The following is a 24,585-nucleotide window of genomic DNA, read 5'->3' on the forward strand; positions in this document are numbered from 1 at the left end:
GCCCGTGGATGCGCCGGTGGCCGAGACGGGCCATCGACCGCAACAGAGCTTCGTCCTGATACCGCAGAACCTGCGCATGCAGGGGCAGTACCTCGACCGCGAGACGGGGCTGCACTACAACACCTTCCGGTACTACGACCCGGATCTGGGGGCCTTCACCACGCCTGATCCTATCGGGCTAGCCGGGGGCATCAATCTGCATCAATATGCGCTGAATCCCATTGCTTGGGTTGACCCTTGGGGTTGGGCGCCTTATTGTCGGCAAAAAGGGCGTCCCAAGCCTGTAAGTCTCCCCGGAGTCAGAAAGACCAAAGTTGATATGGCGCACATTTTGGATCGACATACATCAACAGGAAAAACAGCTCAGCAGAGCGGGAAGAAAGACCTTTTCCCGGAAGGGATGAATTCCAAGCAAATTGAACGTTCTATCAGAGAAGCGTACGCTAACTCCAAGAGAATTCAGACTCAAGGTGAGCGGGCGCTGGTTCAAGGGAAATCAGGTAGGCAAACGATAGAGATGTGGGTCAACACAAAAACCAAGACGATTGAAACCGCTTATCCTAAAAACTGAAGCTGTTATGTTGGTAATTCTGGAAGAGGATTCGGTCAGGCTATCCGATAGTAAACTATCTGATGTTGTATTTGCGCGTATATACTTGGAATATGGCTGTGGCAACTACTTTCCGGAGTTGGGTTGGGATGATTTTGCGGAAATTATTCTAGGTTGGTGGATTGATGGGGTGATTAATTTGTTCCTGCATGATGAGAGTGCTGTTTTTAGATTTATGGATGGTGATTTTTCTTTTGAAATAAAAAATATAAAAAATGGCGATTTTTCTGTAAGACTGAAGGAGCGGTCGATCGTCGTGTGGTCGGAAAATTTTGATTTATTGCAATTCAGTCGATCGATAATCTCTGCGTCCAATGCGCTCGTGCGAAAAGTTCAAAAATTACGCGCGAATGAAAAAGCTGCTGGTGAGCTAATTTTAAAAAAAAACAAGCTACAAAGAATGTTGGTTTCATATCGGCAGAACATGTGAGATAAATCTGCTGCAAAGCCTTGGTCCTCTCTCTCCAATGATCGGTACAGCTCTACTGGGGGGCAGTCAAGAGTTTGGCCATGATATGGGGTTGGCCGACGGACGGGCGGATTCAAGCAGTAAGAAAATACACGTATTGATTTTTAAAATGGCACTGGATTTTTATTTCCATTCCAAGAAAACAGGTAAAACCGAATCTTTCAAGGTCAAGGGATCGGATCTTCATCTATTTGAAAAAAGCTTTTCTGATCTGCAAAAGGATACAGGCGTATTCATTGATCCATATGGCAAGTGCAAAATTTATCCAGATCATTTGAAAATAATAATAAAGACACTTGAGGGCAAAAGCAGCGATATAGTCTCTGAATTTGTTGATTTCCTGAAATTGGTTGTTGAACAGCAAGAGGTATTAATTGCCGACGGAGATTGATCTGATTACGCAGGTGAGCGTGGTCGGAAACATCTCGGATTTTGGCTTCAGGACCTCAACAAGCTGGCGGCGGCCATGCCTGTTCTTCAGGCCGCAGTACTCCCTGCATAGGCAACCCACCCCTTGAAGGTGAACGCGCCATAGAACAGTTCGATGTCCGTGAACCCGGCCTCGCGGAGCAGATCGACGTCCTGCTGCGGGGACAACACCGGCAGCCGCTGCCGGATTGCCGCGATGCTGCCTTCGGCCTGTGCTGTGGGCACGCCAGATGCCGCAGCGAACGCCGCATTGCGTGCGAGCCAGCGGTCCCCCGCAGGAATTTCGCTGTCAAAGCTGTGGTGCGCGACGACCAGGGGCGCTCCGGGCTTCAGCCGTGCGCGCAGTTGCTGCAAGGTCCGCAGGCGCTCGGCCGCCGGCAGGAAATGGAGTGTCAGCAGGCAGGTCGCGCCGTCGAAAGGGCCTGGCGGCGCATTGTCGATATAGCCTGCGTGCAGGTGCACGCGCGCCGCGAGCGGGCCGAGAGTCGTGTGGGCAAGGCCCAGCATCTCGGCGGAGGGATCCACCCCATCGAAACGCCACACCGGCTGCATCTCGGCGAAGGCCTTCAGTTCCAATCCGCCGCCGGCGCCGAGCACCAGGATGCGGGCGTCGGCCGGGGCCTGTTCGGCCAGCAGGACGCCGGCCATCCTGTGCAGGCCCTCCAGGCCGGGCACCAGCCTCGCGGTTCTTTCGGCATAGCCCGATACGGCGGCGGGATCGGAGAAAGGGGCCATCGACGGCTGCTTTCCACTTACTGAGGGGCAAGGGTTTCAGGCCACTTCAGCGACCGGTGGACCTGGATGCCGGCCATGGCTCCGCTGCCCACGGCCAGCGACACCGAATGGGCCGCCCTCGCCACGTCTCCGCAAGCAAACACGCCGGCCACCGATGTCTTGTTCTCTGCATCGGTGCAGACCTGGAAGCCCATCGGTGTCTCTTCCAGCGCGCAGCCCATGGTTTCGGCGAGCGGGCTGGAGGGGGAGGTACGCGTCGCCGTGAACAGGCCCGCGAAGCGCAGCCGCAGTCCGTCGGCCAGTACCACGTCGGCATGCCCTTCGATCCTGTCGATGGGGGTCTCCTCGATGGCCACGCCCCGGTGCGCGAGGGTGGTGCGGGACGCGTCGGTCAGGTCCAGGGCGCGGTTGGCGAGCAGGGTCACGTCGCCCCAGTCGGTGAGCAGTTCGGCCTGGTGGACGGACATCGGGCTGGCGCCGACGATGCCGATGCGGCCCTGGCCGAGTTCATAGCCGTGGCAGTACGGGCAATGGAAGACGGCCGTGCCCCAGCGTTCGGCAAGGCCCGCGACGGCGGGAAGCTGGTCGGCCACGCCGGTGGCCAGCAGGATGCGGCGTGCGTGGTGCGACCCGCCGTCGGACGTAGTGACCGCGAAGGCGTCCGCGGACCCCGTGATGGCCGTGGCATGCCCTTGCAGCCAGTTCAGTGACGGATAGAGGGCGAGCTGGCGGCGCGCGTTCGCCGCGATGTCTTCCGGGGGCACGCCGTCCTGGCCCAGGAAGCCGTGCGAATGGCTGGCGAAGCGGTTGCGGCGCTGGCCCGCGTCGATCACCAGCACGGAGCGGCGCGCCCTTACCAATTGCAGGGCGGCAGCCATTCCTGCATAGCTTCCGCCGACGATGATGGCGTCATATCGCATGGTCAACTAACTCCTTGTGCGCCGTGCCGCCGCATGCCGGCGCGCGAAGTCGGCGGCCAGGTCGGCGAGGGTGATTTCTGAAAACCGCTTCAGCAGCAGCGCCTCGGCTTCTGCGAACGTGCCTTCCAGCGCCGCGTTCACTGATTGCTTCACCAGGCATTCCGGCGATTCGTTGCGGTTGCCGATGGCGAACATGGCTGGCTCGCCCAGGGCTTCGTGCAACTGGCGCAGGGTGACGGTGCCCAGGTCTGCATGGATGCGCCATCCGCCCCCATGGCCTTTGTCCGACGTGACGATGCCCGCATCCCGCAGGTACCCCATGGTGCGCCGGACGACGACCGGATGGGTGCCCAGGCATTGCGCGAGGGCGTCGGATGTCATGGGGCCCTCGTGTTCGGCCATGTGCAGCAGTGCATGCAGGACGGAGGACAGGCGGCTGTCGCGTTTCATGTAACTAATGATGTTGCTTGATGGGCGGCATGTCAAGCAGGGCCTGGAGCGAGGCTCTTGCCGGGTGCGACCCGGGACACTTCCAGTGATGCCGGTGCGCGGGACCCGAAGATGCGGGATAGGAGAGGAATGTGCAGTTTTAATGATGAGTTAGGCGCAAATCGTGATACAAGTGGCAACTGTATCTGCCGCTACATATGCGAACATGGTGTTTCGCCGGGCCGTTTTCCTCCATGCACGCGGTCGATCGGTTCGCTTCAGGACCCCTTTGTCTGCGGTGCGCCGTTCGCGACCGCCACGGGCAATTCAGCAGCAAGGTGCCCGTGTACCGAGAATTGGCACAAGCTCAGCGCGATGCGCGGCTGGACGAGGAGCAGAGGAAAGCCCTGCTCATGATCGCGTCCGGCGCGCCCATGGATGAGTGCCTTGATGCGCTCACCGATGCCGTCGGGCGGCTCGCACCCGATACACGTGCGTGCGTGCTGCTGGCGAGCGAGGACCGCCGCACCATGGGCGACGGCTATTCATCGCACTTTCCGCCCACCTTCGCGGCCGCCATCCGGGGCCTGCCCATCGGCGAGGCGCTCATCGGCACCTGCGGTGCCGCCATCCACGCAGGCGAGCCCGTGGAGTGCGCGGACGTGGAGCACTCCGCCCAATGGGCTGCATCCTGGCGGTCACTGTGTCTGGACAACGGCATCCTGGCCTGCTATTCGCACCCGGCCATCGGGCAGGGGGGCAGGGCGGTCGGCTCATTCTTCCTGTGCCTTTCCGAAGCCCGGCAGGCCAATGCCTGGGAGCGCAAGGTGGCCGAATTCGGCTCGCTGGCGACCAGCATCGTGGTGGAGCGGGACCGTGCCGCCGCGCACCTGCGCAAGGAAATGGCGGCGCTTGCACGGCTGCAGGAACTGAGTGCCGAGCTGGTGGGGCCGGGCGAGTTCGAGCCGCTGCTGCAGAAGATCCTCGCGGCGGCGGCCGACATCTCGGGGACCGACAAGGGCAACATCCAGATCTTCGATCCGGTCCGGAAGACGCTGCGGATCGTGGTGCACCAGGGGCTGGGAGCCCGCCTGGTCGAGCATTTCCTGGAAGATGGGTGGGACGCGAGCTGCGGAGAGGCTGCCAGGCAGATCCGGCGCCTTGTCGTTCCCGACGTGGAAAGGCTCGGAGGACTGCAGGGAACCCTGGGGCTCGAGATCGTGCTGGAGGACCGGATCCGGTCCATCCAGTGCACGCCGCTGCTCAGCCGGGACGGACGACTGCTGGGCATGCTCAACAACCACTACCGCTGGCCAGGCGGCCCCGCCCCGGACGCACTGCGCTACATCGACCTGCTGGCGCGGCAGGCCGCCGAGCTGGTGGAGCGTCACCAGATCGAGGCGGAGCTGGCGCAGGAGCGGCGGCGCAAGGACGAGTTCCTGGCGATACTCGCGCACGAACTGCGCAATCCCCTGGCGCCGCTGCGCAACATGCTGGAGGTGATGGGGCGGGCGCACGGCGACGAGGCACTGTCGCGCAGGGCCCGCGATGTCATGGAGCGCCAGGTGCTGCAACTGGTGCGGCTGGTGGACGATCTGCTCGATGTGAACCGCATCAAGCAGGGCAAGCTGGAACTGCGGCGCGAGCCCCTGCTGCTGGCGGAGGTGATCCAACAGGCCGTGGAGGTCTGCCGCCCTGCGCTGGACCAGCAGCGGCATCGCCTGCGGCTCGTGCTGCCGGATGAGCCTGTGCCGTTGCTAGGAGACTCCGCGCGCCTGACGCAGGTGTTCGGCAACCTGCTCGCCAATGCCTGCAAGTACACCCCGTCCGGTGGAGACATCGAGGTCCGCGTCGAACCGGCGGGCCACAGCGTCGAGGTGGTGGTGAAGGACAACGGCTCCGGTATTCCCCCGGACCAGATCGACGAGATTTTCGGGCTGTTCACGCAGGTGGACCGGACGCTGGACCGCGCCCAGGGAGGTCTGGGCATCGGCCTGATGCTGGTCCGGCGGTTGGTCGAAATGCATGGCGGCACCGTCCAGGCGCGCAGCGAGGGGGCCGGCAAGGGCAGTGAGTTCATCGTCCGGCTTCCGTCCGGGGTGGTATCGGCTGAGGTGTTGGCGGCGCGAAATTCCCACCCTGCGGCGGTGGCGCGCCGGATCCTGGTCGTCGATGACAACGAGGATATCGCGCTGGCGCTGGCCACCCTGCTGCAACTGGACGGGCACGAGGTGCGAACGGCCGCAGGAGGCGCGGAAGCCCTGGAGGCTGGCGGGCAGATGTGTCCTGAGGTGGTCCTGATGGACATCGGGATGCCCGGCATGAGCGGCCACGAGGCGTGCCGACGCATGCGCGAACTCGATTGGGGAAGAAGCATCACCATCGTCGCCCTCACCGGCTGGGGGCAGGACGGCGATCGACGGCATTCGGAGAGGGTGGGCTTCGATGCCCACCTGGTCAAGCCGGTGGGGTTCGCAGAACTGAACGGGTTGCTCGCCGGGCTGGCATGAGCCTCCGGCTTGCCCCCTCAGGAAAAAAGGTGCAGCGCCGCGTACTGCAGCAGCATGATCGTCTTGCCGTCGCGTATCGTTCCCGCATCGACCATGGCCAGCGCCTCGTCGATGCCGGTCTCCAGCACGGAGATGTCCTCGCCTTCGGCCGCGATGCCGCCACCCGATGACTGCCGGTCTCCGGGCTGGTACGCGCCGACGAAGAAATGCAGGCGCTCGGTCACCGAGCCCGGGCTCATGAACGCATCGAACACCTGGCGCACCTCGCGCACCCGGAAACCCGTTTCCTCTTCCACTTCGGCGCGGATGCGGTCCTCGGGCGCGGCGTCGTCGAGCAGGCCGGCAGGCGTTTCGATCAGCAGGTCGTCGTGGCCGTTCACGAATGCGGGGTAGCGGAACTGCCGGGTGAGGATGACTGTGCGGCGCTGCAGGTCGTAGAGGAGGATCGTCGCTCCGTTGCCCCGGTCGTAGGTTTCGCGCGACTGGCGCTGCCAGCTGCCGTCGCTGCGCTGGAAGGAGAACGTGGTCTTCTTCAGGACGTACCAGTCGTCCGAGAGGGTGGTGACGTCTTCGATGCGGATGCGGTGGGCGATGCTCAATGGGGTCTCCTGGTGTCAGCGAAAGTGATGCGAGCCCGGGCGCAGATACCGCGCCGTTGAAGGCCTGTACGGCACAGGGTACGCACTTCGCTCCGGAGATGCCAATGTAGATGGGATGGCGTGGCCGCCGACCGGTTCTGCGCATGCCGCCGCGGACGTCGGTGGCGCCGGCGTGCCTGCTGGCTTCGCACCGGCAGGCGCAGGCGCCGTGGCACGCTTCAATGGATGGCGATGCCCTGGTTGGTGATCTCGATGGTCAGTCGTCCACCGTTGTTTCCGGAGATGGCGAAATCTCTGTACAGCCCGGCCATGCCGCTACCGCCAGCACAGCCAGGCGCCCGCATGGCGATTATGGTGTACATACCGCTGGTGTTGGTGAAGATATCCGGCCCGAGAACCGATCGTCCCAGTTGCAACGTGTAGCAACCACTGAAGTTGGGGCCGCGCACCGAGAGGGACTTGGCCGCCGGAACGTGGTTGATGAGGTCTGTATGAAGTACCTGCTGTGCATTTGCCGAGGCAGGCACTGTCGCTGCTAGGGGGAGCGTGGCATACGCCAGGAAGGCGAAGAGTTTGCGGAGGTGGGAAGAATTTTTCATCGATGCGGATCCTTATCTATTCAGGGTGAGCGAAGCCAGTTGGCCAAGCCCTTGCTTTCGGGCGGCCAATACTGCAATGACTCAACCATGGAAATTGCGTTCTATATCCGCTAAAAACTTATGTACGCAATAAATTTTTGTTTGAAGCCTGTGCTGTTGCCCGCGGGCGTACCCGCCTTGTTCGGCCCGTACGCGGAGTCGGCCTGATGGCACAAGGCAGATGTCGGCGCTTGATCATCGACCTCGGTTTGCGGTGCCGGGCGCAAGCGAAGCGATGAATGGCTCGGCTTCCTTCGGCGGACACCCGGTCGTGTAATGCGGTGTAGCCAAACCCAGCCTCCCGTGGAGCATGCGTGCGGTATCGTGGCGGCCGGTGGAGGTTCGGACGACGGCTCTGGAGGCCATGAGGGATGCGGGCCGCCGCGGGCGATTGCAGGGATCACACAACCACTATCACAGAGAGGGAACCACCATGTCCGATAGCGTTTCATTCGGCTGCGCCTGCTGCAGCCCCCGCATGCTGCCTGCTTACCAGCATGACCAGGGGGCATGGCAATCCCTGCTCGCGGATGCCGCTGCGCAGGAGGGAGCCCGCGGGGCGCCGCAGGCCGTGATCTTCCATGGCGGGCACATCCATCCGGACCCGGAGCATCCCGGCAGGAAGGTGGAGGCGATCGGCATCGCCGACGGCAAGGTCATCGTGAGCGGCAGGCTGCACGACGTGCGCAAGGCCATGACCGTGTTCGAGCCGCTGGAGCGGCCGCTGTCGGGCGAGCAGACGCTGCTGCCCGGGCTGATCGACGCGCATGCGCACACGCTGACCAGCGCGCTCATCATCGACTGGACGGACCTGTCGCCGTTCGAGGGGCAGAACCTCAACACGCACTACGACATCCAGCTGATCGAGAAGCGGCTGCGAGCCGCGGTGAAGAAGGCGCAGCAGGCGACGCCGCCCATGCCCTGGGTGATGGGCTTCGGCGTGGACCCCTCGTTGATGAAGGTCTGGACGGACATCGATGCGAAGTTCCTCGACGGCATCAGCACCGAGGTGAAGATGTTCCTGCTCAATGCCTCGGGCCACATCAGCTATGCGAACACGCCTGCGCTGCAGGCGGCGAAGCTCGACAAGGATTTTCCGGACGGCGTGCTGACGGAGCAGCAGTCCGCTGCGATGCTGGTGGCCATGCCGAAGGTGTCCCCGGAGCAGATGCTCGACGGGCTGAAGCGCGTCTTCCAGCAGGCGAACCAGCGCGGCATCACGACGGTGTTCGAGGCGAGTGTCGGGCTGCTGAACGGGCCGTCGGAAGTGACCATGCTCAAGGCGCTGGCGCAGACGCCGGCCATGACCGTTCGCATGGGTGGCGCGCTTTACGGCAACAGCAATGACCTGATGACCTGGGTGAACTGCTACCAGCCGGAGCTGTCGAGCGACGGCAACAGCCTGTTCACGATACGCGCGCTGAAGCTGATTTCCGATGGCTCCAACCAGGGCCTGACCGGATTCCAGAGCCGGCCGTACCAGTGCTGCAACGAGCATCAGGTGCCCGGGGTCGGTGCCTGGGGGCTGTTCAACTTCGATCCGGCGCGCAAGCTGGCAGAGGTGATGGCCGTGGTAGCCGCCGCGGGCTGGCCGATCCTCACGCATGCCAATGGCGACGAGGCCATCACCAATGTGCTGGCCGCCTACCAGATGGCCTTGAGCAAGGTGCCGCCCCCGGCGCCGACGGACGCGCCCGCGGCGTCCCTGCCGCAGGCGCCGGCCTGGGCACGGCAGCGGCACCGTATCGAGCATGCCTCGCTGCTGCACGACGACACGATCGGCCTGATGCGGCGCATGGAGATTTCGCCGAGCTTCCTGATCGGCCACGTGGGCTACTGGGGCAAGGCGTTCCAGGACACGATCCTCGGCAAGGACCGCACCCTGTTGCTGGACCGCTGCGCCTCCGCCCTGCAGGCCGGCCTGCGGATCAGCCTTCACAGCGACCATTTCGTGACGCCGCTCGGGCCGCTGCGCTGCATGGAGCAGGCGGTCGGGCGCGTGATGGAAGCCACCGTGAAGCACCCGGCCAGCGGCGCTCCAGCCAACGGCGAAGGCAAGGTGTTGAATGCGCCGGAGTGCCTGGACGTGCCGCAGGCGCTGCGCGCCGTCACCATCGACGCGGCCTGGCAGTGCCATCTGGACCACCAGGTCGGCTCGCTGTTGACGGGCAAGCAGGCGGACCTCGTCATCCTGGCGAAGAACCCGTTGCAGTGGTCGGCACCCCACGCCGCCGGCATGCGCGACATCGGGGTGCTGGAGACCTGGGTGAACGGCAGCAGGGTGTTCGCCGCCGGGCACTGAAGCCCGGGTTACACCGCCCGCGCCGATGGGCGGGCGGCAGTGCTCTATCGGGCGCTCTCAGGGCGTCTTGAAGAGGTGGGGGTAGCTCATGCCGTAGTTGGCGGCGATGCCGGGCGTGGCGTTGGGGTTGCTCAGCTTCATGACCGAAGTGCCGATGATCGGCAGGCCCTGGGCATCCGGCACCAGGATGCTGGCCCATCCGCTGGTGAAATCGCCGAATATGTATTGCTGGTTGATCGAAGACGCCAGTGCGCTCTTTTGACCGAAGCTCAATACCGAGACGGCGCCGCAGCTTTCATACTGGACGTTCGTTGGAGGTACGGAGTGGTCGGCCATCATAGATTGCCGGCTGAAAGTGAGCATGCCCCAGCTCCTGGACAGGCTGCAGACGCTCTGGCCGACCTGCGTGTTGGCTGCATGGAAATACTGCGTTCCCGAGCCGGCGGGAGGAACGACGGAATACACACGTTGGCTTGCCGTGTCCGACTGGCTGTAGTCCTTTGCGACGCTGTACCGCTTGGTGGGGGTGGCCAATACCCAGTCCGTGAGCGCCGAAATCGATTGGTCGAGCACGTACTGGTTCCTGACCTCGCGCGTTGCCATCAGCCGGGAGAGATCGCCGGCGGTCCGGCGGGCGTTCTCGGCGGAAGCCGGCAGGTACATGGGGGTGGAGAGGTCGGGCAGGTCGTTGAACCGGGCCGCCAGCACGGGTGCGACCGTGGGTTGCGCGGTGCTGCCCTGGGCATCCTTGTAGCGGTAGGCCTGCCCGGCGGATACGAGCAGGGGGTCGGCCGTGTAGAGCTCGGGCAGCCCCACCACCCCGTCCGTGGGCGGGAACAGCATGTAGTTGCCTCGCGCGGGCTGGCCGGCGATATCGATGGCCTGGATGGCGGTGGCCGTGCCGGAGAACGTGGTGGAGCCCGGCACGTCGATGATGTACCACGTGGCCGCGACCTGTCCCGTCGGGGTGGCGAGCCCGCGGGAGGCGGCGGCGGGTTCACCGCTGATGTCGTCCAACAGTATCGTGTTGAGCCTGTCGTAGCTGTTGGTGCAGGGCTGGACGCCATTCACTGCTTTGATCAACGTGAACAGGGTCGAGTTGCTGGCCCCATCGTCGCCATATGCGCGGGCTCCGGGGACGTCGGCCATCACGATGGCTTCGATGCTGCCTTCCCGGGTCTGGGCGGCCTTGGTGGCCGCGCTCCATGCGGGATCCAGGCGGTCCGTGGAGAAGGGCTGTGGCACGTTGCGCGCCAGTTGCGGCATCGTGCAGGTGGTGTCGTCCGTGGTCAGTTGCGCGGTGCCGTCGGCGCCGGCCGTCACCGCTCCCGTCCAGATGTCGCCGGGCCCCAGCAGCACATGCATGCTCAGCAGCCGGTCGCCGTTGTTGGCGCCGCGGAAGCGCACGTTCACCACCTTGCCGTTGTCCCGATCCATGTTCACCAGGTGCAGCACGGACATCTGGCCATTCTGCGCGGTGAAGTAGGGCACCAGCAGTGCATGGCCGGTCTTGCCTTCCACTACCCGGGTGGCGGCGGCATTGGTATAGCCCAGCTGCGCGCCGGAGGGGACGGCGCCGGTTCCGGCGATGACGCCCGCATGGGCTGCGCCGGCGACGGCCAGCGTGCCGAGCAGGGCTGCTGCAGCCCTGGGAACGAGGTGGATTCTTTTCATGGTTTCTCCTTGCATGGATGGGGCGTCCGGGCGACGGCGTGCCTGCGCAAGCCTGTGGCCTGGAATGCGGCAGCGGCGGCCGCGGACGGGCGGCAAAAAATGGCCGAGGTGGGAGGGCGCGGCAATCGCACCTGCACGGGCCCGATGAGGGCCTTCGCCATGGTGCCTGGCTGTTTGTATCTCTGGGCAACGCCGTGCCAGTCCCCCCCTGGGTCGGTCTAGCGTAACACCTGGTTTCGATTCGCCATGCAATCAGCCCAAGCTGTTTACTTTCCGTTGCATGCAGGGAATGCCTCGGTGCCAAGCTTTCCACTTCACAGAACACAAGGAGATTCCAATGCACCGTACCTATATGCAAGGCCGGATGGCCAAGGCACCGTCGCAGCACGCGGCACTGGTTTGCCGGAGCGCCGTGGTGGCCGCCTGCATGCTCCTGGCATGGCCCGCGATGGCGGCGGATTCGTGCTGCCCTTCGGGCGGCAATGGCCAGCCCGCGTCGGGCGAGCCGGGCGAGGGGGCTCCCCAGGCCATCGTGTCTGCCAGCGGCGGGCAGGACATCTAGGGACTCTCGCAGGCCATCCCGCCTGGGCCAGCCGCAGCAGCCCCGGGCCGGGAGGCGCCTGCGCATGCGCGAGGGCCCCGCGGCTATCATCCACCGCATGGCCGAGCTCACCGATGACCGAACGACGAGTGCGTCCTTGCTCGAATTGAACGCCCGGCTGGCGCTCTATTCGATCGATGCCATCGCCGACATGATCATCTGGACCGACCGCGACGGTCGGTATGTCACGGTCAACCGGGCGGCGCAGCAACTGCTGGGGTACACGCCCGAGGAGTTCCGCGGCCTCCGCGTGTGCGATGTGGATCCGCTGTTCAGCGAGGAGCGCTGGCGCAGCCATTGGGCCGACCTGGAGCGCCTGGGCTCGGTCACGCTGGAAACCGTGAACACCCGCAAGGATGGCACCAGCGTTCCCATCGAGGTCACCGCCAGCCTGGTGGTGTTCGATGGCTCCCTGTTCAATTGTTCGGTGGTGCGCGACATCACGGAGCGCCGCCGAAATGAAGCGGAGCGCCAGGCGCTCAACGAACGCATCTACCAGTTGAGCATCACCGACAGCCTGACGGGCATCGCGAACCGGCGCCGGTTCGACGAAATGCTGGGCAGCGAGTTCGCGCGCCATGCACGCAGCGGCGAGCCGCTGTGTGTCGTGCTGATCGACATCGACCATTTCAAGGCCTTCAACGACCACTACGGGCATCCGGGCGGAGACAGCTGCCTGCAGCGCGTCGCCGCCGCGATCGACACCCGCATGCGATGGCCCTGCGATCTGGCGGCGCGCTATGGCGGGGAGGAGTTCGCCTGCATCCTGCCGGCCACCGGCCTGGACGAAGCATCGGACATGACCGAGGGGCTCCGCCGCGCGATCGAGGCGCTGGCCATTCCCCACGCCGCAGCGGCCTCCGGCCGGGTGACGGCCAGCGTGGGCGCGGCGTGCTGTCTGCATGCCGCACAGCAGACGCCGGATGGCTTGCTCGAGGCTGCGGATGCCTCGCTCTACCGCGCGAAGCGGGAGGGCCGCAACCGGACCGCGGTCGCGTACCTCTGAGTGATGCTGCAGGAGGGCCCCTGCCATCCGCGCCCATCCTCCGGCCATCCGTGCTTCGCTAACATGCGGGCTGGTCATCGCATTCGAGGGAGGCACAGTTTTCATGGCGCAGACAGCGGGGCGCACGTCGCCGCAGGAAAGAGGCCGGCACAAGGGTAGAGGCGCGCGCGCCGAGACGGATGCCGTTCCGCCGGCCGCTGGCCGTGTTCGCAGGCCTGCCGTGGCGGAGTCCATGGCCGGGCCCGAAGAGGAGGCCGATGGCGGCACGGGATCGGATGGCGCGGGGCGCTCATCCGAGTCCAGCCTGTCGCGCCTGCTCGCGACCCTGGGGCTGTTCTCCACGGCCAGGCCGTCGCTGATGGCCGACGAGATCGCTGCCGAGCTGGGCGTGCCCAAGAGCACGGCCTATCGGTACATCCAGGAGCTCACGAAGGTCGGGCTGCTGGTTCGGCTGGACCGCAGCATCACGCTCGGCCCCCGCATCATCGAACTGGACCGCTGCATCCGGGAGTCCGATCCGGTGATCCGCGCTGCGGTGCCGCCGATGCGCGAACTGGCGGAGCAGACCGGGCTGGACGTGTTCCTGTCCAAGCTCTACGGCCACTCGATCATCACGGTGCATACTGAGTCCCATGATCCGCAGCCACGGCTGCGCTATGGGCGGGGCCGCCCGGTGCCCGTCCTGCAGGGGGCCAGTTCCAAGGCGCTGGTGGCGTTCCTGCCTGCCGCGCGGTTGCGGCGGCTGCACCAGGAACTGGCTGGCGAATCCGGGGAACTGCCTTCCTGGGAGATGTTCTACGAGATGGCGCAGCGTATCCGGCGCGACGGCTACTGCCGCACGTCGGGCGAACTGAACGAGGGGCGCACAGGCGTGTCGGCGCCGATCTTCGGACGCGGGCGACTGGTGGTGGCAAGCGTCACGGCGCTGGGCAGCGATGCGCGGATGGCGCTCTTCAAGGAGGAGGCGATCGCCGAACTGGTGCAGCGCACGGCCCACATGGTCAGCGTGCGCCTCTCGGCCGACGGCCACCTGTAGGCAGGAAGCACCGCCCGCCCGTCAGAGGGTGATGTTCGCTCGCCGGACGATCGGTGCGGCGCGCGACAGCGAGCGGCGCCAGATCTCCGCCGCCTGCTCCGGCGTGCTCAGCACCGGTTCCAGCCCCAGCGCCACCATGCGGGCCTGGACATCGGCCTGGGCGACGATGTCGCGCAGTGCCTTCGCGAGTGCCGTGATCGTCGGCGCGGGCGTGCCGGCGGCGGCGAACACCGCGAACCAGCCGGCATTGCCCATGTCGCGCACACCCAGTTCCTCGAAGGTGGGTACCGACGGCAGGGAGCGCACGCGCCGCTCGCCCGTCACGGCCAGCGGGCGCACCGCGCCGGAGGCCACCATGCCCTCGATGGCGGCCACGGTGAGGAACACCGTATCCACCTGGCCGCCCAGCAGGTCCGTCAGCGCCGGGGCGGAGCCTTTGTAGGGAACATGCAGCAGTTCCACGCCCGCCGATTCCGCGAGGGTCTGCCCCATCACGTGGGCGGACGACCCTGCGCCGAAACTGCCGTAGCTCAGGCGGCCCAATTTTGCGCGGCGCAGGAAGTCCGGCAGGTCCCGGGCGGGGCTGGCGGCGCGCACGGCCCACACCAGCGGGGCATTGGCAAGCACGCTGGCGATCGAGAAGCTGTCCTGCATCGACTTTCCCGGGGCGACTGGCTGGTGGGATGCCAGGGCCGCGATCACGTGGGTGGAATTGCTGCCGAACATCAGGGTGTGTCCGTCCGGGGGCTGCTGGAGCACGCTGCGCGCGGCGATCAGGCCGTTCGCCCCCGGCCGGTTGTCGATGACCACGGGGACGCCCAGCGGGGCCTGGAGCTTCTGCGCGATCAGTCGGGCGATGGTGTCGGTGCCACCCCCTGCGGCGAAGGGCACGACGAGGCTGACGGGGCGCTCCGGCCAGTGCGCGGCCCGCGCCGGCGCGGCGTGCATTGCGGCCAGCGCGGCAAGGGCGCCGAGGACCTGGCGGCGGGGAACGGTCGGTGGAGAAGACGGCATGGCGTGTCCGGTAGAGGGCTGGGAATCACTCGGGGCGGATCTGCCGCTCCCTGACGATGCGGGCATAGGTGGCACGGCCTTCGGCGATGCGCGCAGCCATCTGCCCGGGCGTGCTGTAGGCCGGCGTGAAGCCCAGGGGGCCGAACGCGCGCGCCACGGCCGTGGACGCCAGCGTGGAGCGCATCGCGACGTTGAGGCGGGCCACGATGTCCGCGGGCGTGCCTGCCGGCGCCAGCAGGCCGAAAAAGCCCTGTATCGTCAGTTCGGGCAGGCCGGCCTCGGCAGCGGTGGGCGTGTCGGGCAGGGCGGGGTCGCGCTGCTCGCCTGTGGTGAAGAGAGGCACCAGTTGCCCCGCCCGCAGGGCGCCCAGCAGGGGGCCGGTCGCCTCGTCCATGAGCTGGGCGTCGCCCCGTATCACCGCGTCCTTGGCCATGATGGCGCCTTTGTAGGGCACATGCGCCAGTTGGATGCCGCTCACGGCCATGAAGATCTCACCCAGAAGGTGGTTGCTGGAACCCATGCCGGCCGAGGCGAAATTCAGTTGCCCCGGGCGGCTGCGGGCGAGCGCGATGAACTCCCGCACCGACCGGACACCGACTGCCGGCCCGGTGGCGAACACGAAGGGTTGGGTGGCGCCCAGGCTCACCGGCACGAGCGTGGCCACATGCTCCTGCTGGGGATAGAGCGCCGGCGCGGCCGTGAGGCTGCTGCCGCTGCCCCACAGCAGCGTGTAGCCGTCCGGCCGGGCCTGGGCCGCGGCCTTGGTGCCGATGCGTCCGCCCGCGCCGGGGCGGTTTTCGACGATCACCGGCTGCCCGAGCTGCGCGCCCAGTTCCTGGGCCACGGCCCGTGCCGACACGTCGGTGGACCCTCCGGGCTCGAAGGAGACGATCAGGGTGATGGGGCGCGAAGGGTAGCCCTGCGCCGTGGCCGGCGACGGACCGGACAGGGCCGCGACCACTGCGAGGAGCAGGCCGGCCGGACGTGCGGCGGAGAGGAGTCTGCGGTTCATGGGGTTTCCCGTGTGGTGGATCAGTCCAGCGATACGTCGGCCTGGCGGGCCACGCGCCGCCACTTCTCCAGTTCCGCCTGCAGCTTGCGGGTGAACTGCGCGCCGTCGGCAGCGCTCGCGGCCACGCCGCGCGCGTCCAGGCGGGCCTGCATGTCGGGCGTGCGGACCACCTTGTCCAGTGCAGCGGCCAGCGTCTTCACGATGTCGGCCGGGGTGCCGGCGGGAGCGAACACGCCCATCCATCCTTCGGCGACCACGGCGCCATATCCAAGCTCCTGGAGCGTGGGCACGTCCGGCAGGGAGGGCAGCCGCCGGGGCGAAGGCGTGGCCAGCGCGCGGAGCTTGCCGGCCTTCAGCTGGGGCAGCACCACGGCGGCGGTATCGAAGGTGAAATCCACATCGCCCGCCAGCAGCGAACCCATCGCCTGCTGGCTGCCCTGGAACGGGACATGGGTGGCCCGGGTGCCGGTGGCATGGAGGAAGAGCTCGCCGATCAGGTGGTTGGTGGAGCCCATCCCGAAAGAGGCGTAATTGAGCTTGCCGGGCTGCGCCTTCGCCGCGGCCACGAGGTCGGGCACATTGCGTGCCGCCGACGCGCCCGGCACGGCCAGCACGAAGCCCACACTGCCCACCTCGGTGATCGGCACGAAATCCCGCAGCAGGTCGTAGGGCGCCGCCTTGCGGGTGACGGGATTGATCACCAACTCGGCACCGGTGCCGAAGAACAGGGTGTAGCCGTCCGGCCTGGCGCGGGCCACCGACTGCGCTCCGATCACCCCGCCGGCACCCGCCCGGTTCTCGACGATCACGGCCTGGCCCAGTTCCACTGCCAGTTTCTCCGCGATGAGCCGTGCCGCGCCATCGGTACCCCCGCCCGGCGGGAACGCCACCACCATCCGCAGGGGTGCGTCGGGATAGCCGCCGGCCACGGCGGTAGCCTGTGCGGCGGCCAGGCAGGCGAGGAGCAGCAGGCGGCGGATAGGGCGCATGGTGTCGGTCCTGTCGGTGGAGCGGGGCTGTCGCGTACGAGGCGGTGGATCAGCGCACGGCCGCCCGTTCCCGCTCGCCCTGGGCCGCCGCAGCGGCCTCGGCCGCCAGGACGGCGGGCCGCCGGCCGCAGCGTGCCAGGTAGGCCTCGAGGTGCGGCCAGCCACTGGTGTCGATGGCGTGCGCCCGCGTCCACATCGCGATCGTGTAGCAGTGCGCGTCGGCCAGCGTGAAGGTGCTGCTGGTGAGGTAGTCGCGGCCTTCGAGCCGGCTGTCCAGCCAGCCCAGCCTGGCCTGCAGGTAGCCGCGTGCGATCGCCTTGTACTCCGGCGGGGTGACGGCCTTGAACAGGGGCATGAAACCGCCCTTGTGCAGGTCCGCGGCGACGAAGCTCATCCACTCCAGCACCCGGTAGCGCGCCAGCCCGGCAGCGGGCAGCAGCGTGTTGCCGGGGCACTGGTCCGCCAGGCACTGGGTGATGACGCAGCCCTCGCTCAGGTGCTGGCCGTCCGGCATCTCCAGCGTGGGCACGGTGCCCTTGGTATTGATGACCAGGTAGTCCGTGCCGTCCTGCAGCCGCTTTGTCTTCATGTCCACCCATTCCAGATCGAGCGGCAGGCCCAGTTCCCTCGCGACGATGTCCACTGCAAGCGAGCATCCCCGGACTTCGTGATAAAGCTTCATGGTGAATGGCCTTCTGGATGAACTAAAAATTGTTGAATTACTGCTATGCGATAAATGTGCCAATCAATGGGGGTGGGCAATACTGGTGTAAACACCGAGAAAACCGCTGTTTCGCGCCATGTCGGTGCTTGCAGGCGCGGTGGGCGTGCCACGGTGGCGCGCGGATGGGCTGCCTGCACCGGGGTGGTGATTTTTCTGTATTGCGGTAAAAGCTGGATTGCCTGTTTCGCGCTGGCGCAAGGGACTGGCGAGCTTGCCTGGGCGGGAGGTGCGCGGCCCGGCAGTTCAGCGCTGCTGCCGGCCCACAGCCAGGCCGTGCCGCCGGGCGCGGTACAGCAGCGTCGCCCGGGTGATGCCGAGCAGCCGCGCGGCGGCGGCTGCATTGCCGCCTGTCCGTCGCAGCGCATCGGCCATGAGCGTGGCCTCGGCTTCCTCCAAAGTGCTGGCGGCGGGCGCGGCAGCCGTTTCCCGGGCTGCGGCCCTTCCTCCGGTCAGCCGGCCCCCGGCATCCGGCCGGCCGTCGTCCCCGAGGGACAGCACGCCCGTGGGCAGCGCCTCCCCGCCCCGGAAGAGGTGGTGCACGTCGATGGCCTCGCCGTCGTTCACCATGATGACCGCGCGCTCGATCAGGTTCTGCAATTCCCGGATGTTGCCTGGGTAGCCGTAGTGGAACAGCGCCTGCACCGCCCGCTGGGTGAACCCGGGCGCGTTGCGCCGGTGGCGCTCGCGGTAGTGGGCGAGGAAGTGCTGCATCAGCAGCGGGATGTCGTCGCGCCGCTCGCGCAGCGGCGGCAGGTGGATGGGGAACACGTTGAGGCGGTAGAACAGGTCGGCGCGGAACTGCCCGGCGCGCACGGCCTCGCGCAGATCCACGTTGGTGGCTGCAGCCACGCGCACATCCACCTTCAGCGTGCGGGTGCCGCCCACGCGCTCGATCTCGCCCTCCTGCAGTGCGCGCAGCAGCTTGCCCTGGGCCGCCAGGCCCAGGGTGCCGATCTCGTCCAGGAACAGGGTGCCGCCGTCCGCACGCTCGAAGCGACCGGGCCGTGAGGCGCCCGCACCCGTGTATGCGCCGCGCTCCACGCCGAAGAGTTCGGCCTCGACCAGGGTGTCCGGAATGGCGGCGCAATTGAGGGCCACGAACGGGCGTTGCGCGCGGTCACCGGCGCGGTGCAGGGCGCGTGCGAACATCTCCTTGCCGACGCCCGATTCGCCCGTGAACAGCACGGTGGCTTGCGTGGGCGCCACGCGGCGCACCATGTGGAAGGCCGCATTGAAGGAGGACGATGCGCCGATCAGGGTGCCGTCTCCCGGCACTGCAGTGGCCGCCACGGCGCTGGCGGGCGGACGCCATGCCGGCGGTGCCGCACCCGGGGCGGCCGCTTCCGGGTTACCCAGTTGCAGGTGGCGCAGTTCGTCCTGCACGCCGCCGCCCCAGCGTTCGAGCGTGCGGCCTACCACGCGGCAGTGAGCATCGCCCGCCGAGCGGCACTCCGTTTCCCGGAACAGGATCAACCGGCCGAACAGGGTGCTGACGTAGCCGGTCGCGTAGCCGGTCTGCATCCAGCAGGCCGGCGAGCCGGTGACGCCGTAGGCGGCGATGTGGCCGTCGTCCTCGCTCGCGTTGTGCCAGAGGAATTCGCCGTCGTAGTCGCCCGTGGCCGCGTCATAGCGCACATGCACGACCTCCACCTGGACCACGCCTTCCAGGGAGTGCAGGCGCGTGCCCGCGACGGCGGCCACCGCCGGATCGGCATCCGGCCACTGCCGCCGTACCAGTTCGGCGTCGCGCACGCCCGATAGATAGCCGGTGCGCGTGAGCAGGCCCCTGGCGGCGTCGAGGCCGATGGTTTCGATGAGTTCCCGCCGCAGCGAGCCCAGCGCCTGGGCATGCATCAGCACCATGCGCTGGTCCTGCAGCCAGATGCGGCCGTCGCCCGGCGAGAAAAAGAGGCATTCGCTCAGGTCCGCCACCGTGGGGTGGCTGTCGGCATCGACCTCGCGCAGGTCGAAACGCCAGCCCGTGTCCCCGCCAGCCACTTTCGCCAGTTCCGCAAGTGAAACGCGGGTGGGCGGATTCATCTGTTTTTGTCTGTCTGCATCCATTTTCGACATCCAGGAATGCATGCCAGCATAACTTTGGGGGCGGGGTGGAGTGCATGGTCCGATGCTGCCTGTGCATCAGGGAAACCCCCGAGATCGCCTCGCGGCGAAGGCCGCCTTGCGTCCGGCCCGGGCCTGCCGCGGGCCGTGCTGGTACGCGGATTGCGCCATGCAGGGCGGCGCGGACGGTTCCAGCCGCGCTTTTTCCATCTTCAGAGGAGACAGACATGGGTTCATCCGAACATGCGCACCTGGCCTGGGCCCGGCCGGAGTGCTGGGACGGCGCCGCCTTCGATGGCAGCTGGGCCACCCGCCTGGCCGGACGCGAGGAGGTCGTCGAGCCGGCGACCGGCCAGCCGCTGTGGGGCACGGGGATCGCGGATGCCGCCGACATGCAGGCCGCGATCGGCCGCGCCCACGCCGCGCAGCCGGCCTGGGCCGCCACCGGGCCGCGCGAACGCGCCGCCATCCTCTTCGCCGCCGCCGGCCTGTTCGAGCGGCATCTCGACGAACTGGCCCTGGCCGTCGCCCGGGAAACCGGCGGCATCCTGCCCAAGGGCCAGCTCGAAGCGCGCGAGGCGGCCACCCTGTGCCGCATCGCCGGCGGGCTGCCACTGCAGGCGCAGGGGCAGGTGCTGCCGTCCACGCCCGGCCGGCTGTCGATCGCGCGGCGCGTCCCGCACGGCGTGGTGGGCGTGATCTCGCCGTTCAATTTCCCGCTGGTGCTGGGGCTGCGGTCGGTCGCCCCGGCGCTGGCGCTGGGAAATGCCGTGGTCCTCAAGCCCGACCCGCGGACCCCGGCCGCCGGCGGCTACCTGCTGGCCCGCGTGTTCGAGGATGCGGGCCTGCCCGCCGGCCTGCTGCAGGTGCTTCCGGGGCATGCGGAAGCCGGCGAAGCACTGGTGGCCGATCCGCGCGTGCCCATGATCGCCTTCACCGGCTCGCCCGCGGTGGGCCGGCGCATCGGCGAACTGGCGGGGCGCCATCTCAAGAAGGTGTCGCTGGAACTGGGCGGCGCCAACAACCTGGTGATCCTGGAGGATGCGGACCTGGATGCCGCCGCGAGCGCGGCCGCCTTCGGCGCCTGGTTCCACCAGGGCCAGATCTGCATGGCCGCGAACCGCGTGCTGGTGCATGCCTCGATCGCGCCAGCCATCCAGGAGCGCCTCGTGGCCAAGGCCCGGCACCTGCCGGTGGGCGACGGGGCCAGCGGGCAGGTGGCCCTCGGGCCGATGATCGATGCCCGGCAGCTGGCGCGCTTCGACGCCATCGTGCAGGACACCGTGGGGCAAGGCGCCACGCTGGAGGCCGGCGGCACGCACGAAGGCCTGTGCTACCGCCCCACGGTGCTCTCCGGTGTGCGGCCCGGCATGCGCAGCTTCGACGAAGAGCCCTTCGGGCCGCTGGTGAATCTCGTCACTTTCCAGTCCGACGACGAGGCCGTGGCCCTGGCCAACCACAGCGAGGGCGGCCTGGCCGCGGCGGTGATCGGCCGCGACGTGGCGCGCGCCATGGCGCTGGCCCAGCGGCTCCATGCCGGCATGGTGCACGTCAACGACCAGACGGTGAACGACGAATGCACCAATCCCTTCGGTGGCCCGGGCCTGGGCGGAAACGGCAGTTCCGTCGGCGGGCCCGCGGACCTCGACGAATACACCCGCTGGCAATGGCTGACCGTCAAGTCCGCGCCGCCCGCATTCCCTTTCTGACCACCATAACGACCAGGAGACAGACACCATGCAATTCCACGGCAGGACCATCGTCATCACGGGCGTGAGCTCCGGCATCGGCAGCGACACCGCCAAGCTGCTGCGAGGGCAGGGCGCCCGCGTCATCGGCATCGACCGCAACGATCCGGCGCTCACGCTGGACGGCTTCGTGAAGGCCGACCTGTCCGGGCCGGAGGCCATCGATGCTGCCGTGGCGCAACTGCCCGGCCGCATCGATGCGCTGTGCAACATCGCGGGGGTGCCGGGCACCGCGCCGGCCGACCTCGTGGCCCGTATCAACTACCTGGGGCTGCGGCACCTCACGCAGGCGCTGCTGCCCCGCATGCCCGAAGGCGGCAGCGTGGTGAACGTGGCCTCGATCCTGGGGGCCGAGTGGCCGCAGCGGCTGGAACCGCACCGCGCGCTCGCGGCCACGCCGGACTTCGCGGCGGGACAGGCCTGGCTGGCGGAGCATCCCGTGCCCCAGGAAACGTGCTACCAGTACTTCAAGGAGGCGCTGATCGTCTGGACGCTGACGCAGTCGCAGGCGATCTTCCTGGGGCGCGGCGTGCGCATGAACTGCGTGGCGCCGGGCCCGGTGATGACGCCCATCCTGGGCGACTTCGTGCGGATGCTGGGCGACGAGCGCGTGCGCAAGGATGCCCACCGCATGAAACGGCCCGCCTTCAGCGACGAAGTGGCGGCCGCCATCAGCTTCCTGTGCAGCGATGCGGCGCGCTGGGTGAGCGGAGTGAACCTGCCCGTGGACGGCGGGCTGGCATCGACCTACATCTGACGCATTGCACGGGAGTCGTGCATTTTTGTTAATGCAACACGATTGCGTTAACATCGGCGACAGCGGCACGGCAGTTCGTGCCCGCGCGTCGCCGACAATATTCCATGCCTCTCTGTTCCGTTTCCGGGCCCCGCGCGTGGGCTGTCCTGCTGGGTACCGTGCCCGTGGCTGCCATGGCACAGTCGTCCGCTTCCGGGCCGTCGCCCACCCAGCTGCCGGCGGTGGAGGTGCGCGAACGCGCGGAAACGCCGCGCCTCGCGCAGCCGGCCGCCGCGGCCTCGCGCCTCGGGCTGGCGGTGCGCGAGACGCCGGCCTCCATCGACGTGGTGCCGCGCGAGATGCTCGCCGAGCGCGGGCTGCGCACGGTGTCCGAAGCCGCGCAGGCCGCGGTCGGCGTGCTGGCGGGGGATTTCCCTGCGGAGCCGGCCGCGTTCTCCATGCGCGGCTTCGCCAACAGCCAGATCAACACCCTCTACAACGGCATCAAGATCGGCCCGCCGAACATGACCTCGCGCGTCATGGGTACGGCGAACCTCGAGCGCGTGGAGTTCCTCAAGGGGCCCGCCTCGCTGATGTCGGGCGAGGGCGCGGCCGGCGGCGCGGTGAACTTCGTCACGCGCGCCCCGCACCGCGGCCCGGTGGAGACCGAGGTGACCGCCGCGGCCGGATCCTTCGGCGAGCGGCGCCTGTCCGTCGGCACCGGCGGCACCACGGCCTGGAAGGATGTGGATTTCCGCCTCGACGCGAGCGGTTCGGACAATGACGGCTTCGTGCGGGACACGGGCCAGCGCCTGTGGCACCTGTCGGGCGGCCTGGACTGGCACCTGCAGCCGGGGCTCAAGCTGTTCGTGGCGGCGGAGGTGCAGCGTGATCGCGGCCATCCGTACTGGGGCACGCCCCTGGTTTCCGCGTCGGTGCCGGGCATCCAGCCGGAGCCGGGCGTGGTGTCCGGCACCTATGTCTCGGGCTTCAACGGCAGCGTGCTCGCACCGGTGGCCATCGATCGCCGCACGCTGCGCACGAACTACAACGTGCTGGACAACCGCAACGAGGCGCGCGAGACCTGGCTGCGCACGGGCGTGGACTGGCGCATCGACGGGGCGTGGTCGCTGCGCAGCCAGTTCTATCGCTACACCGCCACGCGCTCGTGGCTGAACAACGAGGTGCTCGCGTTCAATACCGGCACCGGCCTGGTGGACCGCGAGCGTTTCTTCGTGGCGCAGGACCAGACGACCACCGGCAACAAGACCGAGGTGCAGTGGGATGGCCGGCTCGCCGGCCGGGAAAACCGCTTCGTCGCCGCGCTGGAGTTGAGCGATACCGACCTGGACCGCCCCGGCGCCGCCAACTTCCCCGGCGACAGCGTGTCGCTGCTGTCGCCCGACCGCGGCTTCTACGGCCCGCTGGTGCAGCAGCGGCAGACGACGCAACTGCGCAATGCGGCAGTCGCGCTGGAGGACCGGCTGCGCATCACGCCGGCCGTGGCACTTATCGCGGGCCTGCGGCACGAATCGATCGAGCTCGACCGCACCTCCACCGACGCGGCCGGCGCTGCGCGGCGCGGCTTTCCCTACGGCAAGACCTGGCACCCGACCACCGGCCGGCTGGGCCTGACCTGGGAGCCCGCGGCGGGCACCATGCTCTACGCCCAGGCTGCGACGGGCGCCGACGTGGCCGCCAACAACATCTTCCTGCTCGGCCCCTCCCAGCCGCTGGAGCTCACCCGGGCGCGCAATACCGAGGTGGGCGTCAAGCAGGGCTTCTGGCAGGACCGCGGCGAATGGACGCTGGCGCTCTACGATGCCGAACGCCGCAATGTCTATGCGGGGCAGGGCGGGCAATCGCTGGCGCGCGCAGGGGCGCTGCATTCCCGCGGCGCGGAGCTCTCCCTGGCGTTGCGGCCCGCGGCCGCCTTGAGCGTCTGGGCACAGCTCGCCCTCAACCGCGCGCGCTACGACGATTTCGTGCTCGCCAATGGCACTTCATTCTCCGGCAACACGCCCCCCAACACCCCGAAGGTGATGGCCAGCGTGGGCGCTGCCTACCGCTTCACCGCGGGCCTGCCGATGCAGGTCTCGGCCTCGCTGCGGCACGTGGGCGAGCGCTTCCACAGCGACGCCAACACGGTCCGCCTGTCTGCCTACCGCGTGATCGATGCGGCCTGGAGCGTGGACGTGGCCCCGGGCACCCAGCTCACCCTGCGGGGCCGCAACCTGGCGAACAAGGTCTATGCCGCCTGGGCGGATCCGTTCTATCCGGACCAGATCCTGCTCGGCGCGCCGCGCAGTTTCGAGCTGGCCCTGCGCTGGACGCTCTGATCGC

General features: G+C 67.4%; 22 protein-coding genes. 11 read left to right on the top strand and 11 right to left on the bottom strand.

Going from position 1 to position 24,585, the window contains the following annotated elements:
- The first annotated feature begins 16 nt into the window (after positions 1-16).
- The 3 genes from ACAV_RS25070 to ACAV_RS24565 are packed head-to-tail and all read left to right on the top strand — an operon-like array spanning position 17 to position 1,470.
- A complete protein-coding gene (locus ACAV_RS25070) occupies positions 17-571 on the top strand; it encodes an RHS repeat-associated core domain-containing protein (RefSeq protein WP_157768743.1) in 555 nt (184 codons plus the stop codon).
- 7 nt (positions 572-578) lie between these two features.
- Complete coding sequence (locus ACAV_RS24560; protein WP_157768744.1) at positions 579-1,040, top strand: hypothetical protein; 462 nt, start codon at positions 579-581, stop codon at positions 1,038-1,040.
- 37 nt (positions 1,041-1,077) lie between these two features.
- Positions 1,078-1,470, top strand: coding sequence for a hypothetical protein (locus ACAV_RS24565; protein ID WP_157768745.1), 393 nt, complete (start codon positions 1,078-1,080; stop codon positions 1,468-1,470).
- An 86-nt stretch (positions 1,471-1,556) separates the two neighbouring features.
- Here ACAV_RS24565 and ACAV_RS09450 read toward each other — a convergent pair whose 3' ends face one another.
- Genes ACAV_RS09450 through ACAV_RS09460 form a run of 3 tightly spaced genes read right to left on the bottom strand, consistent with a single transcriptional unit; the run spans position 1,557 to position 3,613 of the window.
- Positions 1,557-2,243 (bottom strand): class I SAM-dependent methyltransferase, encoded by a 687-nt coding sequence (locus ACAV_RS09450; RefSeq protein WP_013594341.1) that lies wholly within the window; start codon positions 2,241-2,243, stop codon positions 1,557-1,559.
- A 17-nt stretch (positions 2,244-2,260) separates the two neighbouring features.
- Complete coding sequence (locus ACAV_RS09455) at positions 2,261-3,163, bottom strand: NAD(P)/FAD-dependent oxidoreductase (RefSeq protein WP_013594342.1); 903 nt, start codon at positions 3,161-3,163, stop codon at positions 2,261-2,263.
- A 6-nt stretch (positions 3,164-3,169) separates the two neighbouring features.
- Positions 3,170-3,613 (bottom strand): Rrf2 family transcriptional regulator, encoded by a 444-nt coding sequence (locus ACAV_RS09460; RefSeq protein ID WP_013594343.1) that lies wholly within the window; start codon positions 3,611-3,613, stop codon positions 3,170-3,172.
- A 323-nt stretch (positions 3,614-3,936) separates the two neighbouring features.
- On the opposite strand from ACAV_RS09460, the gene ACAV_RS09465 reads away from it, so the two are divergent.
- Complete coding sequence (locus ACAV_RS09465; protein WP_013594344.1) at positions 3,937-6,102, top strand: hybrid sensor histidine kinase/response regulator; 2,166 nt, start codon at positions 3,937-3,939, stop codon at positions 6,100-6,102.
- A 17-nt stretch (positions 6,103-6,119) separates the two neighbouring features.
- Here the strand turns inward: ACAV_RS09465 and ACAV_RS09470 are convergent, their stop codons facing one another.
- Positions 6,120-6,701 carry an NUDIX domain-containing protein gene (locus ACAV_RS09470; protein ID WP_013594345.1) on the bottom strand — a complete coding sequence of 194 codons (582 nt, stop codon included), beginning with the start codon at positions 6,699-6,701 and terminating at the stop codon, positions 6,120-6,122.
- 218 nt (positions 6,702-6,919) lie between these two features.
- The gene (locus ACAV_RS24570; protein ID WP_013594346.1) at positions 6,920-7,300 is read right to left on the bottom strand and encodes a hypothetical protein; all 381 of its coding nucleotides are present in this window, start codon (positions 7,298-7,300) and stop codon (positions 6,920-6,922) included.
- A 472-nt stretch (positions 7,301-7,772) separates the two neighbouring features.
- On the opposite strand from ACAV_RS24570, the gene ACAV_RS09475 reads away from it, so the two are divergent.
- Entirely contained in the window at positions 7,773-9,641 is a 1,869-nt protein-coding gene (locus ACAV_RS09475; protein WP_013594347.1) for an amidohydrolase, read from the top strand.
- A gap of 57 nt (positions 9,642-9,698) precedes the next feature.
- Here the strand turns inward: ACAV_RS09475 and ACAV_RS09480 are convergent, their stop codons facing one another.
- The gene (locus ACAV_RS09480) at positions 9,699-11,315 is read right to left on the bottom strand and encodes a hypothetical protein (protein ID WP_013594348.1); all 1,617 of its coding nucleotides are present in this window, start codon (positions 11,313-11,315) and stop codon (positions 9,699-9,701) included.
- 337 nt (positions 11,316-11,652) lie between these two features.
- Between ACAV_RS09480 and ACAV_RS09485 the strand changes: the two genes are divergently transcribed.
- The 3 genes from ACAV_RS09485 (at position 11,653) to ACAV_RS09495 (ending at position 13,958) form a co-directional block, all read left to right on the top strand.
- Entirely contained in the window at positions 11,653-11,877 is a 225-nt protein-coding gene (locus tag ACAV_RS09485; RefSeq protein WP_013594349.1) for a hypothetical protein, read from the top strand.
- 136 nt (positions 11,878-12,013) lie between these two features.
- Entirely contained in the window at positions 12,014-12,922 is a 909-nt protein-coding gene (locus tag ACAV_RS09490) for a GGDEF domain-containing protein (RefSeq protein ID WP_225981526.1), read from the top strand.
- A 232-nt stretch (positions 12,923-13,154) separates the two neighbouring features.
- Positions 13,155-13,958, top strand: coding sequence for an IclR family transcriptional regulator (locus ACAV_RS09495; protein WP_157768746.1), 804 nt, complete (start codon positions 13,155-13,157; stop codon positions 13,956-13,958).
- Positions 13,959-13,979: 21 nt separating this feature from the next.
- Here the strand turns inward: ACAV_RS09495 and ACAV_RS09500 are convergent, their stop codons facing one another.
- From ACAV_RS09500 to ACAV_RS09520, 5 genes are all read right to left on the bottom strand, one after another.
- Positions 13,980-14,972 (bottom strand): Bug family tripartite tricarboxylate transporter substrate binding protein, encoded by a 993-nt coding sequence (locus tag ACAV_RS09500; protein WP_013594352.1) that lies wholly within the window; start codon positions 14,970-14,972, stop codon positions 13,980-13,982.
- A gap of 25 nt (positions 14,973-14,997) precedes the next feature.
- On the bottom strand, positions 14,998-15,984 hold the full coding sequence (locus ACAV_RS09505; protein WP_013594353.1) for a Bug family tripartite tricarboxylate transporter substrate binding protein: 987 nt from the start codon (positions 15,982-15,984) through the stop codon (positions 14,998-15,000).
- 20 nt (positions 15,985-16,004) lie between these two features.
- Positions 16,005-16,973: a Bug family tripartite tricarboxylate transporter substrate binding protein gene (locus ACAV_RS09510; RefSeq protein ID WP_013594354.1), complete on the bottom strand. Its 969-nt coding sequence runs from the start codon at positions 16,971-16,973 to the stop codon at positions 16,005-16,007.
- Positions 16,974-17,022: 49 nt separating this feature from the next.
- On the bottom strand, positions 17,023-17,655 hold the full coding sequence (locus tag ACAV_RS09515; protein WP_013594355.1) for a glutathione binding-like protein: 633 nt from the start codon (positions 17,653-17,655) through the stop codon (positions 17,023-17,025).
- A gap of 285 nt (positions 17,656-17,940) precedes the next feature.
- A complete protein-coding gene (locus ACAV_RS09520; protein WP_041828696.1) occupies positions 17,941-19,737 on the bottom strand; it encodes a sigma-54-dependent Fis family transcriptional regulator in 1,797 nt (598 codons plus the stop codon).
- A gap of 248 nt (positions 19,738-19,985) precedes the next feature.
- Between ACAV_RS09520 and ACAV_RS09525 the strand changes: the two genes are divergently transcribed.
- From ACAV_RS09525 to ACAV_RS09535, 3 genes are all read left to right on the top strand, one after another.
- Positions 19,986-21,467, top strand: a complete 1,482-nt coding sequence (locus ACAV_RS09525) for an aldehyde dehydrogenase family protein (protein ID WP_013594357.1) — start codon at positions 19,986-19,988, stop codon at positions 21,465-21,467.
- Between the two features lie 28 nt (positions 21,468-21,495).
- Entirely contained in the window at positions 21,496-22,263 is a 768-nt protein-coding gene (locus ACAV_RS09530) for a coniferyl-alcohol dehydrogenase (protein ID WP_013594358.1), read from the top strand.
- Positions 22,264-22,367: 104 nt separating this feature from the next.
- A complete protein-coding gene (locus ACAV_RS09535; RefSeq protein ID WP_013594359.1) occupies positions 22,368-24,581 on the top strand; it encodes a TonB-dependent receptor in 2,214 nt (737 codons plus the stop codon).
- Positions 24,582-24,585: the final 4 nt, after the last annotated feature.

This window comes from Paracidovorax avenae ATCC 19860 (genome assembly GCF_000176855.2).
Lineage (GTDB): Bacteria > Pseudomonadota > Gammaproteobacteria > Burkholderiales > Burkholderiaceae_C > Paracidovorax > Paracidovorax avenae.

What these genes read in the sequence shown, in the direction of transcription:
- ACAV_RS09475 (WP_013594347.1), top strand. Translation starts at nt 7,773, where the DNA reads ATGTCCGATAGCGTTTCATTCGGCTGCGCCTGCTGCAGCCCCCGCATG.
- ACAV_RS09460 (WP_013594343.1), bottom strand. Translation starts at nt 3,613, where the DNA reads ATGAAACGCGACAGCCGCCTGTCCTCCGTCCTGCATGCACTGCTGCAC.
- ACAV_RS09535 (WP_013594359.1), top strand. Translation starts at nt 22,368, where the DNA reads ATGCCTCTCTGTTCCGTTTCCGGGCCCCGCGCGTGGGCTGTCCTGCTG.
- ACAV_RS09510 (WP_013594354.1), bottom strand. Translation starts at nt 16,973, where the DNA reads ATGCGCCCTATCCGCCGCCTGCTGCTCCTCGCCTGCCTGGCCGCCGCA.
- ACAV_RS09485 (WP_013594349.1), top strand. Translation starts at nt 11,653, where the DNA reads ATGCACCGTACCTATATGCAAGGCCGGATGGCCAAGGCACCGTCGCAG.
- ACAV_RS09450 (WP_013594341.1), bottom strand. Translation starts at nt 2,243, where the DNA reads ATGGCCCCTTTCTCCGATCCCGCCGCCGTATCGGGCTATGCCGAAAGA.
- ACAV_RS09500 (WP_013594352.1), bottom strand. Translation starts at nt 14,972, where the DNA reads ATGCCGTCTTCTCCACCGACCGTTCCCCGCCGCCAGGTCCTCGGCGCC.
- ACAV_RS09495 (WP_157768746.1), top strand. Translation starts at nt 13,155, where the DNA reads ATGGCCGGGCCCGAAGAGGAGGCCGATGGCGGCACGGGATCGGATGGC.
- ACAV_RS24560 (WP_157768744.1), top strand. Translation starts at nt 579, where the DNA reads ATGTTGGTAATTCTGGAAGAGGATTCGGTCAGGCTATCCGATAGTAAA.
- ACAV_RS24565 (WP_157768745.1), top strand. Translation starts at nt 1,078, where the DNA reads ATGATCGGTACAGCTCTACTGGGGGGCAGTCAAGAGTTTGGCCATGAT.
- ACAV_RS09520 (WP_041828696.1), bottom strand. Translation starts at nt 19,737, where the DNA reads ATGAATCCGCCCACCCGCGTTTCACTTGCGGAACTGGCGAAAGTGGCT.
- ACAV_RS09515 (WP_013594355.1), bottom strand. Translation starts at nt 17,655, where the DNA reads ATGAAGCTTTATCACGAAGTCCGGGGATGCTCGCTTGCAGTGGACATC.
- ACAV_RS09455 (WP_013594342.1), bottom strand. Translation starts at nt 3,163, where the DNA reads ATGCGATATGACGCCATCATCGTCGGCGGAAGCTATGCAGGAATGGCT.
- ACAV_RS09530 (WP_013594358.1), top strand. Translation starts at nt 21,496, where the DNA reads ATGCAATTCCACGGCAGGACCATCGTCATCACGGGCGTGAGCTCCGGC.
- ACAV_RS09505 (WP_013594353.1), bottom strand. Translation starts at nt 15,984, where the DNA reads ATGAACCGCAGACTCCTCTCCGCCGCACGTCCGGCCGGCCTGCTCCTC.
- ACAV_RS09525 (WP_013594357.1), top strand. Translation starts at nt 19,986, where the DNA reads ATGGGTTCATCCGAACATGCGCACCTGGCCTGGGCCCGGCCGGAGTGC.
- ACAV_RS24570 (WP_013594346.1), bottom strand. Translation starts at nt 7,300, where the DNA reads ATGAAAAATTCTTCCCACCTCCGCAAACTCTTCGCCTTCCTGGCGTAT.
- ACAV_RS09480 (WP_013594348.1), bottom strand. Translation starts at nt 11,315, where the DNA reads ATGAAAAGAATCCACCTCGTTCCCAGGGCTGCAGCAGCCCTGCTCGGC.